We start from the raw sequence: 15962 nt of genomic DNA on the forward strand, positions 1-15962 counted from the left end.
CGGACGCGAATGGGCAGCGTACTCACCTCGATCGTCACTTCGGCCGTGCTCGCGGCGGGGGCCCTCGCCCCCGCCGCCGACGCACGGCCCGCACCACCGGACCGGACCGGCATCCCCCGCCTCACCGACGACGAGGGCCGCACCCTCACCCTGCGCGGATGGAGCGTCGCGGACAAGGCGAACAGCGGTGACCAGGCGCTGACCGCCATCACCGAGAAACACTTCCGCGATCTGCACGCGAAGGGCTTCGACTTCGCCCGGCTGCTCATCTTCTGGGACGACCTGGAGCCGCGCCGGGGCCAGTACAGCACCGCGTATCTGCGCAAGATCGACCGGGTCCTGGACTGGGCGCGGAAATACGACATCCGGGTGGTGCTCGATGCCCACCAGGACGTCTTCGGCCCGGCGTTCGGCAGTCGGGGCATCCCGGCCTGGGCGACCCGTACCGACGGTCTGCCCTTCACCCCGCACCCCGACGACTGGTTCTCCGAGTACTTCGAGCCCGCCGTGCAACGCGCCTTCACCCATCTCTACGAGGACCCCGATCTCCAGCGCGCCCAGGCGCAGATGTGGAAGGTCGTCGCCGACCGCTACGCGCACCACCCCGCCGTCCTCGGCTACGACCTGATCAACGAGCCGATGGGGGAGCTCCAGGAGGGGGAGGACCTGCCGACGGCTGCCCGGCGCATCGAGGCCCGTCAGCTCACCCCGATGTACAACAGGCTGGCCCGCGCAATTCGTTCGGTGGACCGCTCCACCTGGCTGTTCGTCGAACCCACCCCCGCCGTCGGCGAGGGTGTCCCCACCGGGCTGGGCGTGATCAAGGACCACCGGACCGTCTACGCACCGCACTTCTACAACACCGCGATGGAGGCGGGCGCCGACTACGACCCGTCGGCGGGCTGGATCGAGTCGTACGAGGCCGCCGTCACCACGTACCCGGAGCAGCGGCACATTCCGGTCGTCGTCGGCGAGTGGGGCCCATTGAACAACACACTTCCCCAGATGGGCCGTTTCTACCAGGACGCGATGGCCTCCCTGAGCCGCTACACCTCGGGCTGGGCCGGCTGGGCGTGGTGCTACGGCGGCGGTTACTGCGCGCTGGACAAGGACGGTGCGTTCGCGAAGAACAAGGAGCGGACCGCCACACCGTACGCACCCGCCGTCGCCGGAACCGTCCACTCGGACACCTACGACGACACCACCGGCGTCTACCGGCTCTCCTACACGGCGGGCCGCCGCGGCAGCACGGAGGTCTCCCTGCCGCCGACGCCCGGGGAGTGGCGGGTCTCGGTGGACGGCCGTGCCACGGTCCGGAGGCATGGGGGAGAGGTGAGTGTCCGGGCCCGCGAAGGGGCTCGCGTCACGGTCACGGTGACGCAGGCGGCGCGCGGCTGAGCGGTCCTCGCGGCATTCTTGGTGGTCCTCGCGGCACCCTTGTTGAGCGGCGCCGCGACCCACGCCGAACGGACCGACGCCGCATCGATCACGGAGGAGCATCTGCTGCTCGCCGTGCTGGACCAGCACGACGGCAGGGCCTCCTTCGCCGTCACCGCGCTGGGCCTCGCCGACCGGCGCGCGGCGGTCGAGGCCGATCTGGCCACCGCACGCCGCCGTGGCGGGCTGACCCGAGCCGATACGGACGCACTCGCCGGTATCGGCATCGACGTCACCGAGATCGTCGCCCGTGTCGAGGAGGCCCATGGGGTGGGTGCGCTGGACAGGGCCCGGCGGCGCGGGGCGGGACGTCGCCCGTTCACCCGCGGGTCGAAGGACGTCCTGGCGAGGACACTGCGGATCGCGGTGGGGCGCGGAGATCGCTTCATCGGCGACGAGCATCTGCTGCTGGCGCTCACCGCCTGCCCCGGTGTGGCCGCCGACGTACTCGCCGCCCATGGCGCGACGTACGAAGCGGTGGACCGCGCGCTGTACGGGGACGGGGGCGGGGACGGGGGCGACACCGCCCCGTCCGTCATCTGAGGGCCGAGAGCCGGTGAGCCGGGGCGGGGCCCCGGTTCACCGCTCCCCGCCGTCGTCCTTCCTCAGCAGTGCCCCGATGTGGGCCGCCGCCGTGGACAGCTGACGGCGGGCCTCCGTCAGCTGCTCCTCCGTGACGCCCCGGTCCCGGGCCGCGTCGCGGATGTCGTCGCGGAAGCGGTCGAGCAGGCGGTCCAGGTCGCGGGCCGGGTCGCCGGTGCGGGCGGTGTCCTTGCCCCACTCCGGGTCGGCGTCGGCGGGCTCCGGCTTGATGTACGGGGGCCAGCTGCCCGTCCTGGCGAAGTTGCCCAGCTGGCCGGTGATTTCGGCCAGCCCCTCCCGTACGCCCGAGGGCCAGTCGCCCCGCGCGAAGTGCTCCTGGACCTGGCGGGCGGCGTTCTGCATCTGCTCACGCGCCGTGTCCTGGGCCTCCTTGGCCTGACGGCGGGCCTGCTGGGCGTCCTCGCGGGCGCGGCGGGACTCGTCCTTCGCTCGGCGGGCCTGCTCCTTCCACTCCTGCTTGGCTTTGCGCAGCTCCTCCTTCGCGGCCCGCCACGACTCCTTGTCGCCGAAGTCCGTGAAGTCGCCGAAGGGGAAGTCCCGGTCGCCCCGGCCGCCGGTGGAACCGGCGGAGGTCTGCCTGGTCTCGTGCGCCGCGGCCCGCATCTCGCTGCGCAGCTTCCCGGCGGCGCCGCGGACGTCGTCCCGGATCTCGGTGGCCAGTTCGGAGACGGACTCCCTGATCTCCAGCTCCAGATCGGCCAGCTCGCCCGTGCGGCCCGCCAGCTCGGCGCGGCCCGCGTCGGTGATCGAGTAGACCTTGCGACCGCCCTCGGTGACATGGGTGACGAGGCCCTCGGCCTCCAGCTTGGCCAGCCGCGGATAGACCGTGCCCGCCGAGGGCGCGTACAGCCCCTGGAAACGCTCCTCCAGGAGCCGGATCACCTCGTAGCCATGGCGAGGGGCCTCGTCGAGCAGCTTCAGCAGATAGAGGCGGAGGCGGCCGTGGGCGAATACGGGGGGCATGTCAGAGCACCTTTCCGGTCGGCTCGGCTTCGTACGCGTCGTCCTCGGCCGGTGGGCGGCGCAGCAGGGCGATCGAGCCCGAGACGGTCGTCGCCCGCAGCTGCCCGGTCCCGGCGCCCAGCGTGCCGGTGATCTTCTTCGCCCCCCACTGGCCGCTGACCCGCAGATCCTCGAAGCCGTTGGAGACGGCGCCGCTCGTGGTGTTCGCCTCGACCGTCGCGTCCGCCGGGTGCGGCAGCCGGATGGCGACCTCGCCGGACACCGTGGTCAACCGGATGTCCGTGGGCTTCCCGCTCGGGTTCAGGTCCAGCACCATGTTCCCGCTGATGGACTCCGCGCGCACCGAGGCCCCGGCGCCCTCGACGACCGTCAGGTCGCCCGAGGCCGTCTGGAAGCGCAGGTCGCCGGTGACGGCCTGGGCCTCCACGCTGCCGGAGACCGTCTCGGCCCGGACCGGACCGGCGAGCCCGACGAGCGTGGAGTCGCCGCTGACGCCCCGAACGTCCGTACGCCCCCGGATTCCGGACACGACGGCCTCGGCGCCGACCACGCCGACCTCCACCGCCGACCCGGCGGGCACGGCGAGTGAGACGACCGCGCTGCGGTGCCAGCTCTTGCGGTCGAACCAGTTGAGGAAGCCGTTCCAGGGCAGGCCCTCGTACGCGACCGTGAGGGTACCGCCCTCCTGGGTGACGATCAGCGGCGGGCCCTCGATCGCGGAGACCTCCAGTCGGGCGGTCGGTTCATCGGTACCGACGACATTGACCGCGCCCCCGACGATGCGCACATTGAGCGACGTCACAGGATCGTCGAAGGTCAGCTTCCGGGGCTCGGCGATGGCCCATGTCGACACAGGCATGGATCTGACCTCCAGGGGAGCACGGAATGACACAACATATCGCGTCTCTTGCGGAACACGATATATCGCGGATCGGGGAAGTCAAGGGGTTGTGAGCTGCTGTCGGTTTGCTGAGCTGAAGTGAGTTGTAGTGAGCAGGAAGTGGGTCCTGTCGGTGGCTTCATGGGGTGGGAACGGGGGTTCTGGGGCCGAATGGGTGAGCTTGGCGGCTGGTGCTCGTTGGGCTGGGTAGTGGTTGTCGGGTCTCGTGGGAGGGGGTGTTGTGCTGGGTGGTGTGCGGGAGTTGGCGGCACCGTTCGTGGTGCCCGGGCCTTGTGGGGTGGCGGTCCGGGACCGTCTCAAGCACCTCATGCCCCAGGACGAGAAGGTTCTGCGTGCGGTCGGTGAGCATCAGGGGCGTCTGGCTTCCCGCGACCTCAGGGTTCGTTGTGCGGATGGTCTGGAGCACAACAAGGAGACCTGGGCGTCGCGCAAGCGGGACCTGACGCCGCTGTCGTCGTCGCGGATCGCCGGTGCGATCACGAAGGCCACGCATGATCAGTGGGCACTGGCGCGGCGTTGGGGGATCGGCGCAGCGGCGGCGGATGGGTGCGTGCGGGGACGGCTGCTGCCGGCGCTCGGGGCGATCGGGCTTGCCTACGAACGGATCAGGGCGCCGGAACCGGGGCGGGCGCGAGTGACTACTCGTCCTCGTCGTCGAGGCGGGCCAGCCAGGTGGCGAGGCGCTCGACCGGCACCTCGAAGTCGGGGTTGAGATCGACGAACGTACGGAGCTGCTCGGCGAGCCACTCGAAAGTGACCTCTTCCTCGCCTCGCCGCTTTTCCAGCTCCTCGATACCGCGGTCGGTGAAGTACATGCCCGAAAGCCTAATGCCTGGTGACAGCACTGCGGTGGCCGGTGCTGCGGTCCGGCAAGGTCCTGGTGCGGTCCGTGAGGGACGCGCCGACCGGCCGAGAACCGGCCGGCGGGGTGGCGGCGTCATGGTCCATGTATCTCGCATCGGCCGCGTACTGCCGTTAGCCTGCGGGTAGTTGGGGGAATGGGGGAGTTCATGGGCGACAGTGGGGCCCGCATCACGCGCATCGAGATGCCGGACGGCACACCGGTCTGGGCGCGGATCTCCGGGGCGGAGGAGCTGGCGAAGCCCGCCCGGGGTCCGGCGTTCACGGACATCGGGTACGGGGACTTCGCCGAGCAGGTGCAGGCCCGGGTCGAGAGCCTGCAGGCCGTCGTGACCAGCGTCGCGCGCTCGCTCGCCGAGCCGCTGCGGGCGGTGCGGCCCGACGAGGTCAGCGTCGAATTCGGCATCGAGCTCACCGCGAAGGCGGGCAAGGTCGTCGGCCTCCTCGCCGACGGCGAGGCCAAGGGCGGCATCAAGGTCACCCTGACGTGGAACGGCGGGGGCCCGCCCGCCGACCCGGCGATCCCGGCGCAGAGCGGGGCGCGCGGGGCGGGACAGGCCGCGCCGGAGCACGGTTCCGGGGCGCGGGCCACCGGGCACCCGGTGGGGTCGACGCCACCGCGCCCCGTTCCGCACATGCCGCCCCCGCCCGCCTCGCCACCCGTGCACCCGCCCGCCCCCACGACGCCCCCGTCCTCCTCGGCGCCCCCGGGCGGCCCGTCCGCGGGCACTCCGGGCACCGGCCCGTCCGCGGGCACTCCGGGCACCGGCCCGTCCGCGGGCACTCCGGGCGCCGGGGCATCCACCGGCGCACCGGCGCGTCCGGACGGGGCCGGGACCGGCGCCGGAAGCGGGTCATGACGCAGCCGCCGGGCAGGGGCGCAGGGGGCGGCTCGGAGGGTGCCCACCGTGCGCTGGTGGGCCTCGTGATGGCGGCGACCGTACGCATCCATCGGCCGGAGCGCGGGTATGTCCCGGACGGATCCGACAGAGGCTTTCTGGGGAGCGGCTTCTTCATCGCCCCGAGCTGGGTCCTCACGTGCGCGCACGTGGCGATGGAGGGGGAGGGGCGTCACGTGAACGTGGTCTTCAAGCCGGACCCCGGCAGCGCCGAGACCGCGGTCGAGGGCACCGTGGTCGCCGCCCTGCCCGAGAGCCGGTCCGGTGCGTCCGGGGCGGGCGGCTGGCCCGCGCCCGACCTCGCGCTCATCCGGCTGCTGCGGCCCGTCGCGCACCCCTGTGTGTACGTCACCGAGCGCCCGGCGGGCATGTTCGGCGGCGGCTCGGTCCTCTACGCCGGCTGGACCGACGGCGGGTCGGGGCAGCTGACCCGGTTCAGCGGGCGGTGCCAGGTGATGGGCACCTTCGGCGACTGGGCCGAGGACGACGAACAGATGCGGCTCGACGGCGACCGAATGTACCCCGGCCTGTCCGGCGGACCCGTGGTGGATCTGGCCCGTGGCGAGGTCGTCGGCGTACTCAAGTCGCGTTCCGACGGCGCGACCGGCGGGACCTCGATCGGCGTCGAGCGGCTGCGTACGCTGCCCGTGCCGCCCGGCGCGGTCGCCGCCGAGTCCGACGACCCGTACCAGGCGGTGTTCCACGCCCACGACCGCTACCACGCCGACCGGCACACCAGCTCCGTCGGTACCGAGCGGACCTGGGCCGACGTCCAGCGTGAACTGGGTGCCGGAGCCGGGCTCGCCCTCAGCCCCCAGCAACGGGCCGACCTGCTCGGCCGGCTCGCCGAACTCCCGCCCCCGCTCAGCACCCGCAGCCTCCTCGGCCTCCTGGACCGGCTGCCGGACACCCACCCGAGCGAGTACCACGCCGCCCCGCGCGGCTGGCGCGACGGCCTGGGGGCGCTGTACGACGCCCCCGGAGGCGACGGCGCGCTGGAACTGATCCTGCGCTACTGCATGAGCGCCATCTCCGCCGAACGTCCCTACGTCCTGCCGTCCACCCAGGACGCCGAGGCGTCCCTGTGGGACTGGGTGAAGCGGATGGCGGAGGAGCGGCTCTCCCGCAAGTTCCGGCACGAGCTCGCCGGGCTCCGGTACAACGACCGGCACGCCCCCGGCCGGGAACACGCGCGCACCCCGGCGCCGACGCTCGAACCCGCCAGGACCCGCAGCGCCCCGTTCGTCCTGCTGGAGCTGGAGCCGCGCGGCTGGGAACCGGACCGCTACGACTGGCGGATCGGCGTCGACCGGCACGCCGGCGACGTCCTGCCCGTCGCCGAGGACAGCCGGGGCACCGCACTGGACGCCCTCCCCGCCCGGCTCGCCGGCCCGTTGGCGGAGGCGTTCCGGCGGTGCGACGAACCCGACAGCCGCGCGATGCTCCAGGTCGTCGTCGACCGGAGCCTGATGGAGCTGGAGGTCGACGCGTGGCGGGTACCGCCCGACGGGCGGCCGCTCGGGGTGCTGCGCCCCGTGGTCATTCGCTGCCGGGACCGCGGTCGGTGGCCGGCCGACGACGGGACCGACGAGCGCGAGGCGCGCTGGAACCGGACCGTGTCCGCCGCGATGCGGGCCGCCGTCGTCGATTGCGAGGACGGAATGCGGGTACCCGTACCGGTGGTGGAGGAACTGCGCGGACTGGCGTACGAGACCGTCCCGGTGCTCTGCCGTCCTGGCGACCCGGCCCATCCGGAGGCCGCAGCCGGTCTCGGACGGGTGCTCGACGCCGGTTTCGGAGTGGCCCTGTGGCGGCGCCGGGCGGCCGAACCGGTCGCGGTCTGCACGGAGTTCCACCGGAGCGCCGCCCGATCCGTCACCGAGGCCGGCACGGCCGATCAGCTGCCGCGGAAGATCCACAGGCTGAGGCAGGGGGTGCACGCGGGGCGTGCGGAGATGTTCTGGTCGGACGGCGTCGCCCTGCTGTACCAAGATCCACATCATCCGCTGCCCGGCTCCGGCGACGAGTTCTTGGAGGCGCCGTGAACGACCGGGCCGGCCGGCCCCTTACGGGGCATACGGCGGATCGTTACCGTGATGGCGTTCGACTGCTGCCCCCTGGCGGACGAGTGACGACGAGGAACACGCTATGAGTGAACCCAGCGAGTGGCTCATCTACCGAGGGGCCGGCGAGCCGCACGAAGGCATCGAGCAGTTGCCGCCCCCGCCGCCCTGGCGGGACTTCGCGGGCCGTGGCGCCCCGGCCCCCGGCGAGCAGGACGGGGACGGCTCCGCCGACCGCCGTCTCGGTGGCTACCGGCACATCGCCGAACTCCACCGGCCGGGCGCCGAAGAGCTCGAAATGATCAATGCCGCGCTCTATCTGCGGCGTCCGCTGCTGGTCACCGGCAGCCCCGGCGCCGGAAAGAGCACGCTGGCGCACTCCGTCGCCCACGAGCTCGGGCTCGGCCGGGTCCTGCGCTGGCCGATCGTCAGCCGCTCGGAGCTCCAGGACGGCCTCTACCACTACGACGCGATCGCCCGGCTCCAGGACGTGCAGATCGCCGCGCACAGCGCGGCGGCCGGGGCGAGTGGCGTCGAATCGGCACAGAGCGTCGGCAGTTACATCCGGCTGGGGCCGCTCGGCACCGCGCTGCTGCCCTCGGACCGGCCGCGCGTCCTGCTCATCGACGAGCTCGACAAGAGTGACATCGATCTGCCGAACGACCTGCTCAATGTGCTGGAGGAGGGCGAGTTCGGCATTCCCGAGCTGGAGCGGATCGCCGACCGGCTGCCCGGCGGAGAGGCGGAGGTCCTCGACGACGACGGCAACAAGGTGACGGTGCGGGGCGGCCGGGTGCAGTGCCGGGCCTTCCCGTTCGTGGTGCTCACCAGCAACGGCGAGCGGGACTTCCCGGCGCCCCTGATGCGCCGCTGCATCCACCTGGAGCTCGGACGCCCCGACCACCAGCGGCTCGCGACCTTCGTACGCGCCCACCTCGGAGACGAGGCGGCGCGCTCCGGGGACGATCTCATCGCGCACTTCCTGGAACGCTCCCGGAGCGAACTCCTCGCCACCGACCAGCTGTTGAACGCGATCTACCTCACCGACGCCGCCGCCCCTGCCGGCCGCGACCGCCTCGCCGACCTGCTCATCCAGCGACTCGACCGGCCGAGGTGATGCGCTGATGTCCAGGGGCGCGCCACGCCACGGCCCGGACGAGGAAGGCGGCCACGACAGCGGCGCGGGCGAGGCTCCGGAGTCTCGCGACCACGACGTCCTGGACGGAGCCGGTACGTCGGGCGACGCATCGGTTACGGGAGGTACACCTGCGACGGGCGACGCATCGGCGGTGGGAGGCGCACCGGTTGCGGGCGACGGGTCGGCGGCGGGAGTCGAACCGTTTGCGGGCGACGGATCGGCGGCGGGAGTCGTACCGGTTGCGGGCGACGCACCGGTTGACGCGCCGGTTGCGGAAGGCGCACCGCCGTACGACGGCGGTCTGCTGCCCGCGTTCGTCGCCCGGTTACGGGAGGCCGGGCTCGACCCCGACGTCGAGCAGCTCTGCGACGCCCTCTGGCTGGCCCGTTGGACCCGCGACCCCGACGCGCCGGACGACGAGAGCGCCGAGGCCGCGCCACCGCTGCCCGCCGACCCGGCGCAGGAGGGCCGGCCGGGCGGACGTCCCGCGCAGCCGGAGGCCGGGGGCGACGAGGTCCCGGACCCCGCGCCGGACGGCGACGACGCCGTGCGGCAGCAGGACCACGGGGACGCGGACCGGCGGATCGCCCTCTACCCCGTACCCCGTACCGCGCCGTCCGGCGTCCCCCGCCCGGACGACGCGGCCGGGCGGGGGCGGAGCACCGGCCGGGGCGGCCGGGCGAGCGCCCTCACCCTGGGCGTGCCCGCCGCCCCCGCGCTGCCCGCACCGCTCGAACTCCAGCGGGCCCTGCGTCCGTTGCAGCGCTATCGACCGGCCGTACCACCACTGCGCCGCACCCTCGACGAGACGGCGACCGCGGAGCTCAGCGCCCGGGCCGGCGGGATGATCATGCCGGTGTTCCGGGGCGCGTCCCGGGGCGAGGCGCTCCTGCAGTGCGTCATGGACGCCTCGTCCTCGATGCTGGTATGGGACCGGCTGTTCGGTGAACTTCAGCAGATCTTCGGTCAGTTGGGTGCCTTCCGGGATGTCCAGGTCCGCTATCTGCACCAGGGGCCCGACGGCGCGGCAGCGGTGAGCCGCAGCCCCGATCCGGCCGCCGCGCCGCTGAACTCCGCGGACCGGCTGAGCGATCCGACCGGCCGTCGGATCACCGTCCTGGTCAGCGACTGCGCCGGTCCGCTCTGGCGCAGCGGCCGGGCCCACCGGCTGCTGCACCAGCTGGCCGGGCAGGCCCCGGCCGCCGTGCTCCAGCCCCTGCCGCAGCGGATGTGGAACCGGACCAGGCTGCCGGTCACCTACGGTTCGCTGTCGCGGGGCGAGGGGCCCGGCGGAGCCGCCGTGCTGAAGGTCACGGAGCACGCCGGATCGGGGCCCGCCGTGCACCCGGGCGCGCTCGCGATCCCCGTACTCCCGCCGGTAAAAGGCGCGTTGGCGGCCTGGGCGAGACTGCTCTCCGGCACCGGCGCCGGGCAGATCTCCGGCGCCGTCGGCTGGGTACGGGCCGATCAGCCGGCGGCGGCCGCACAGCGCCCCGGCGACGGGCTGTCCTCGCTCCAGCTGGTCAGCCGCTTCCGTTCGGCGGCCTCCCCGGCCGCCGGGCAACTGGCCGTCTACCTCGCGGCGGCCCCGCTGTATCTGCCGGTGATGCAGCTGGTGCAGCGCACGATGCTGCCGAACTCGGGACCGTCCGAACTCGCCGAGGTGCTGCTGAGCGGACTGCTGACCCGGAGCAGGGGCCAGGACGGCAGCGGCGCCGGCGAGGACGGCGGTCAGTGGTACGAGTTCGCGCCCGGCGTCCGCGAGGCGCTGCTCGGCCCACTGGGCCGTGACGAGGCACTGCTCGTACTCAAACACTGCTCGCAGTACATCGAGCAGCGGTTCGGGAAGGGCGGGCCGAATTTCCCGGCCCTGGCCTTCGCCCAGCTCGGCGAGGGCCGGTACGGGCCGTCGCGGCCCACCCCCACCACGGACACCCTGGCGAACGGCGCACCCGACGAGGACATCGAAGAGGGTGACGAGAACGGGGAGGGCGGCGCAAGCGGCGGGCCGCGCGTCCCCCACCCCTTCGCCGAGGTCGCGGTCCGCGTACTGGAGCGATTCATGCCCCTGCCCGAGCAGTTCGTCGTCCAGGTCGACCGGGACGGACACCGCGGCCCCGTCCAGACACCGAACGCGGCGGTGGAGAGCGCCCGCGTCCTGCTGCGGCACTTCGAATCGGACCACATGGTGCAGTACCTGATGGACGCCGTGCAGCTGCTGCGGGGCGCCACCGAGCGCGAGGAGCAGCCGGACGCCGACCCCGAGCTGTGGGCGGAGTACTCGCGCTGCGTCCTGCGCCTGTGGGAGGTCCAGGGCGATGTCGAACTGCTCCGTGAGGCCGAGTACGCCGCCGAACGGGCCGCCGCACACCCCGGTGCGGTACGCGAACGGGCCGTACTGGCCAAGGTGTTGCACGCCGCGGCCGACGACCGTCGGCGCCGCGGCGACCGGCGCGGCGCGCTGGAACTGCTGCGCCGCGCCGACCGCGAGTACACGGCCGCCTGCTCGGACCCGGGGCTGGAACCCGCCGAGGCCCTCCGGCTCACCCTGGAACGGGTCCGGGCCCTGGAGGCGCAGTGGCGGCTCGACGGCGACACCGCCCTGCTGCAGGCCGCGTGCGGCATGCTGGAGGCATTCGCCGACGTCTGGCCCGACCAGGAGAACCGCCCCGCCGCCCTGCCGCTGGCGCACGGCCGTACGCTCCTGAAACTGGCCGGTGCCACCGCCGACGCCGAACAGTCCCGCGTCTACGCCGGTCAGGCCGCGCGCTCCTTGCGTACTGCCTTCGAACAGGGCGGCGGGCGGCACACCATGGGCACCGAGGTACGCATCCTGCTGGACCTGGTGGACGCCCTGCTCGGTTCCGGTGAGGAGCCGGACGAGGCGGGCGCCCTGATCGAGCATGCCCTGGAGACCGTACGGGAACAGCGGCTGCGCGCCTCGCTCCAGACCCGGGCGGCCCGGGTCCGTGTCGCCCGCTACGAGCACACCGGAAATCCGGACGAACTGGTGGCGGCGGCCGACTGGTTCGCCCGCGCCGCGCGCGGCGTCCCGCGCGACTCGCAGGCCCACGCCGATCTGCTCGCCGAGTGGGGCGGCACCCTGCTGCGCCGCGCCCAACTGCCGGACGGGCGCGCGCACATCGGTGCCGCGGTGCGGGTGCTGCGCGACTGCCGTACGGAGACGGCGGCGGGCGGCAGACGCCAGGCCGAGCGGCTGCTGATGCTGGGCCGGGCGCTGATGCTGCGGCACCGGGCCACCGAGGACCGGGTCGACCTGCGGGAGGCCGAGCACCTCTTCGGTCTCGCGGCCCAGGAGGCGACCGACCCGCTGACCGAGGCGCGCTGCTGGCTGGAGCTGGGCCGCTCCCACCTCGACGCCTCCCGGGTGCTGCACCGTCCGGCCCGGCTCGACGAGGCGGCCGAGGCGTTCCGGGACGCGGCCGAGGCGGCCGGGACGGCGGAAGCGGAGCTGGACACTCCACAACAACTCCAGCAAGCCGTGGAGTTGGGTGCTACAGCCAACCACTGGCGGGGTATGACATACGAGAGGGCGGGCCGCCCCCGGGCCGCACGCGAGGCGTACCGGGCGGCCGTCCGGCAATGGAGCAAACTGCCGGACGGCGGCGGCTCGGCGGGTGAGTCGACCGCCGAGCGGCTGGCGGAGCTGGAGCGCTGACACCGGGCGGCGAGCATTCGGGCGGAGCGCCTCCGGCTGTGCCGCGAACCGGGCGGTGCGCGCCGTGTACGACCGGTGTACGACCGACGCCGGTCGACGACGGGCTCAAGAAGGCGTATGTCGGCTTGTGCGGGGCATCGGTACAGAGGCGACCGGTGCGGGCGGCGCGGCTCGCGCGGGCCGCACGGCTGCGCGAGCGGAGATACGTGTGTCAGGGACGTGGGCCGGGCGGGATGCGCTCAACGGCGAGCGAGTCACCGCGGGCTCGATGCGGCAGTACGTGGTACGGGGAGGCGTGATGAGCGAGTCGATACGCGACGGCGGTCCGGGCGGCGGGGCGTCCGGTGGGCCGGATGCGTTGCCCGATCTGCTGGAAATCGATCTGGAGGCGTTGCGGACGATGGACCACCCGGTGCTCAGCGAGGTGGTCGCGGACCTGCGCGGCCGGGCCGAGCAGCCGCGGGAGATGCTGTGGGGATTCCAAAGCGCCTTCTGAGGCGGGGTGCCCCACGGCTCCGCAGGACGGGGCCGGATCCGGAGTCGCAGCCGCACGGTTTCGGTCCGGGTCCCGGTTGAACAGGACATCATGGCCCTGGACGGGTTTGCCCGCACGGCAGCCCAGGGATACTCGCCTCGGGCCGGCAGCGGGGGCCGTCCCGGCGGACGTACGGCACGGGGGTGCGGGAGTGTCTCGACAGACGACGCCGTGCACACCCCGGCGCCCCGGCGACGGCGCCCACGGCCGGCTTCCCGTTCCCTTCGGGCAGTTCATCGTCAAGGCGCACGGCCGCTGCAATCTCGCCTGCCGCTACTGCTACCTCTACGAGGGCCCCGACCGGACCTGGCGGACCCGCCCGGCCGCCGCCGCACCGGCCGTCCTGGACCGCACCGCCGCCCGGATCGCCGAACACGCGGCAGCCCACGGACTGCGGGACGTCGCCCTTGTGCTGCACGGCGGCGAACCCCTCCTCGCGGGCGCCGCCCGGCTGGCCGCCTTCACCGACCGGGTGCGCGGCCTGCTGCCCGACGGCTGCACCCTCCACACCACCGTGCAGACCAACGCCACCCTGCTCACCGACACCCGTATCGCCACCCTCGCCCGGCACGGCATACGCATCGGCATCAGCCTCGACGGCGGTCTGGCCGCCCACAACACCCAGCGCACCGACCACGCCGGACGCCCCTCCTGGCCCGCCGCCTCACGCGGCGCCCGGCTCCTCGCCGAACGGCACCCCGACGCGTACGCGGGCATCCTCACCGTCGTCGACCCGCGGACCGGCCCGGTCGAGCTGTACGAGTCGCTGCTCGCCCTGCGCCCACCGGCCCTCGACCTGCTGCTGCCGCACGGCAACTGGACGAACCCCCCGCCGGGACTCGCCGCCGCGCAGCCGGCCCCCACGGGGCCCGGACCGGGGCGCCCGACCCCGTACGGCGACTGGCTGACCACCGTCTTCGACCGCTGGTGGCAGGCCGGCCGACGGGAGACCCGGATCCGGCTCTTCGAGGAGTGCATCGCCCTGCTGCTGGGTCTGCCCGCCGCCACCGAATCCCTCGGGCTCGACCCCCTCAACGCGATCGTGGTCGAGACGGACGGGACGATCGAGCAGGTGGACTCCCTCAAGTCCGCCTACGACACGGCCGCCGCCACCGGACTCGACATATTCCGCCACACCTTCGACGACGCCCTGCACCACCCCGGCGTCGCCGCCCGCCAGGCAGGAGCCGACGCGCTCGCCGCCGTCTGCCGCGCCTGCCCACTGCTGACCGTCTGCGGCGGTGGCCACTACGCGCACCGCTACCGCGCAGAGAACGGCTTCACCAACCCGTCCGTCTACTGCGCCGATCTCGAACGGCTGGTGCGCCACATCGCGGGCCGGCTGTCCGACGCAACCGCAGGAGCACACCGATGATCCCCCCACCCGTCCCCCCACCCGTCTCCCCACCCGTCTCCCCGCCCCGCGCCCCGCTCCCGGACCACATGCTGCGCCAACTCGGCCGCACCGAAGGCGACGCCGACACCCTCCGCGTCCTCGTACGCGACCAGGACACCCGCCGGCTCCTCCTCCTGCGCGCTCTGCTCGACGCGGCGGAGGCCGCCCCCACGACCGTCTGCCCGCCCCGCGCGCTCGACCGGCTGCGCCAGGACTGGGCGCTGCTGGAGACGGCGGAGCGCACCGACCGGACCGCCGTGCGCACCGTCCTGTTCCACCCCTTCACCGGCCCCTGGGCCCAACGCTGCCTGCGCGCCTTGTCCGGTACCGTCTCCGCTCCCGAACTCCTGGCCGGACTCGACCACTTGAGCGCCGTCGCCGCCGCGGCCGCGATCCGTGCGGGAGTCCCGTTCGCGGCCCGGCTCACCGCACACGACGGGCTCGTGCCGCTGCCCACCCTGGGCGCCCTCCACACCGTCCCGGGCCGGGTCGACATCGCCTTCACCGAGGGTGAGTTGACGGTACGTGGGACAGGCGGCCGGCCGCTCCTCACCGTACGCATCCAACCGGACGGAACGGCCGGTTCGGCCGACCCGCGCTGGCTGCCCGTGCTGGCCCTGCCCGCCGTACGGCCCGGCGCCGGTCCCGTACCCCTGGACGACGTCGACCCGTACCGCACCGAGGGCGGCGGCCTCCGGCGCCACGGGCTGAGCGCCGCCATCCACCTCGACGACCACGAACGCAAGATCTGGGCCGAGCTCTGGTCCGCAACGGAGCCCCTGCTCCGCATCGGCGGCGAACACCGCCTCACCGAAACGGCCGTCCTCCTGCGCTGCCTGGTACCGCTCGGCCCACCACCCGGCTCCGGGCCCACCGGAGAGAGCGCGGCCCACTGCAGCGGCACCAGGCGCGAGGCGTTCGGCGCCGTCCTCAGCAGCAGACCGGCCGCCGCCGCCCACTTCGCCGCCACGTTCGTCCACGAACTCCAGCACACCAAACTGGCCGCGCTCGGCTCCCTCGTACCACTGCACCACGAGGACACGACACCACGTCACTTCGCCCCCTGGCGCCCCGACCCCCGGCCCTTCGACGGCCTGCTCCAGGGCGCCTACTCGCACCTCGCGCTCGCCGACCACTGGCAGCGATCCGCGCTCGGCGCGTGGCGTGTCACCCACCGCGACCTGGCCTGGTCCGAACACGCCCGCTGCCGCGAACAGGTCGGGGCCGTACTGCCGGTGCTGGCCGGATCGGCTGCACTCACCCGCGAAGGCCGGGTCCTCGTCGACGAGATGATCACGGTCTACCACCGTCTGGACGATTGTCCGCCCCCCACGGGGCATCTCGCGCGCGCGCAGGCGTACGTGTCCACCGCGAAGGTGATATGGCAGCAGAGGAACGGCTCGCGAAGGCAGTGAGTGACCCCGCGATATCGATCGGAGCGACCATGCTCCGGTGTATGTTGACAAGGCTCGTACCGAAGCAGGGAG

At 73.4% G+C, this 15962-nt stretch carries 12 protein-coding genes and 1 pseudogene; 10 read left to right on the forward strand and 3 right to left on the reverse strand.

All coding sequences use genetic code 11. The features are described from left to right. Positions 1-9: 9 nt before the first annotated feature. Both OH735_RS25500 and OH735_RS25505 read left to right on the forward strand, forming a co-directional pair. Entirely contained in the window at positions 10-1398 is a 1389-nt protein-coding gene (locus OH735_RS25500) for a cellulase family glycosylhydrolase (RefSeq protein ID WP_406383855.1), read from the forward strand. A 42-nt stretch (positions 1399-1440) separates the two neighbouring features. Beyond that, positions 1441-1980: a Clp protease N-terminal domain-containing protein gene (locus OH735_RS25505; RefSeq protein ID WP_406383857.1), complete on the forward strand. Its 540-nt coding sequence runs from the start codon at positions 1441-1443 to the stop codon at positions 1978-1980. A 36-nt stretch (positions 1981-2016) separates the two neighbouring features. Here the strand turns inward: OH735_RS25505 and OH735_RS25510 are convergent, their stop codons facing one another. Together OH735_RS25510 and OH735_RS25515 are read right to left on the reverse strand one after the other, a co-directional pair. Next, complete coding sequence (locus OH735_RS25510; protein WP_406383859.1) at positions 2017-3003, reverse strand: helix-turn-helix transcriptional regulator; 987 nt, start codon at positions 3001-3003, stop codon at positions 2017-2019. A 1-nt stretch (position 3004) separates the two neighbouring features. Continuing rightward, positions 3005-3862: a DUF4097 family beta strand repeat-containing protein gene (locus OH735_RS25515; RefSeq protein ID WP_406383861.1), complete on the reverse strand. Its 858-nt coding sequence runs from the start codon at positions 3860-3862 to the stop codon at positions 3005-3007. A 265-nt stretch (positions 3863-4127) separates the two neighbouring features. On the opposite strand from OH735_RS25515, the pseudogene OH735_RS25520 reads away from it, so the two are divergent. Further along, positions 4128-4421: pseudogene (locus OH735_RS25520) on the forward strand (IS200/IS605 family accessory protein TnpB-related protein); the annotation flags it as partial. Between the two features lie 121 nt (positions 4422-4542). Here OH735_RS25520 and OH735_RS25525 read toward each other — a convergent pair. Next, positions 4543-4719, reverse strand: coding sequence for a DUF6104 family protein (locus OH735_RS25525; protein WP_097878907.1), 177 nt, complete (start codon positions 4717-4719; stop codon positions 4543-4545). Positions 4720-4914: 195 nt separating this feature from the next. Between OH735_RS25525 and OH735_RS25530 the strand changes: the two genes are divergently transcribed. The 7 genes from OH735_RS25530 to OH735_RS25560 all read left to right on the forward strand — a co-directional run bounded on the left by OH735_RS25530 (position 4915) and on the right by OH735_RS25560 (position 15890). After that, the gene (locus OH735_RS25530; RefSeq protein ID WP_406383863.1) at positions 4915-5625 is read left to right on the forward strand and encodes a CU044_2847 family protein; all 711 of its coding nucleotides are present in this window, start codon (positions 4915-4917) and stop codon (positions 5623-5625) included. Continuing rightward, on the forward strand, positions 5622-7709 hold the full coding sequence (locus OH735_RS25535; protein WP_406383865.1) for a trypsin-like peptidase domain-containing protein: 2088 nt from the start codon (positions 5622-5624) through the stop codon (positions 7707-7709). The genes OH735_RS25530 and OH735_RS25535 overlap by 4 nt, the downstream gene beginning before the upstream one ends. A 103-nt stretch (positions 7710-7812) precedes the next feature. Next, on the forward strand, positions 7813-8844 hold the full coding sequence (locus OH735_RS25540; protein WP_406383867.1) for an AAA family ATPase: 1032 nt from the start codon (positions 7813-7815) through the stop codon (positions 8842-8844). Between the two features lie 7 nt (positions 8845-8851). Then, complete coding sequence (locus OH735_RS25545; RefSeq protein WP_406383869.1) at positions 8852-12544, forward strand: SAV_2336 N-terminal domain-related protein; 3693 nt, start codon at positions 8852-8854, stop codon at positions 12542-12544. A 208-nt stretch (positions 12545-12752) separates the two neighbouring features. Then, on the forward strand, positions 12753-13040 hold the full coding sequence (fxsA, locus tag OH735_RS25550) for an FxSxx-COOH cyclophane-containing RiPP peptide (RefSeq protein ID WP_406383871.1): 288 nt from the start codon (positions 12753-12755) through the stop codon (positions 13038-13040). A 190-nt stretch (positions 13041-13230) separates the two neighbouring features. Beyond that, on the forward strand, positions 13231-14454 hold the full coding sequence (locus OH735_RS25555) for an FxsB family cyclophane-forming radical SAM/SPASM peptide maturase (protein WP_406383873.1): 1224 nt from the start codon (positions 13231-13233) through the stop codon (positions 14452-14454). Next, on the forward strand, positions 14451-15890 hold the full coding sequence (locus OH735_RS25560) for an aKG-HExxH-type peptide beta-hydroxylase (protein ID WP_406383875.1): 1440 nt from the start codon (positions 14451-14453) through the stop codon (positions 15888-15890). The genes OH735_RS25555 and OH735_RS25560 overlap by 4 nt, the downstream gene beginning before the upstream one ends. Positions 15891-15962 lie beyond the last annotated feature (72 nt).

Origin of the sequence: Streptomyces sp. NBC_01618, from assembly GCF_045209435.1 — a bacterium.
Taxonomy (GTDB): Bacteria; Actinomycetota; Actinomycetes; order Streptomycetales; family Streptomycetaceae; genus Streptomyces.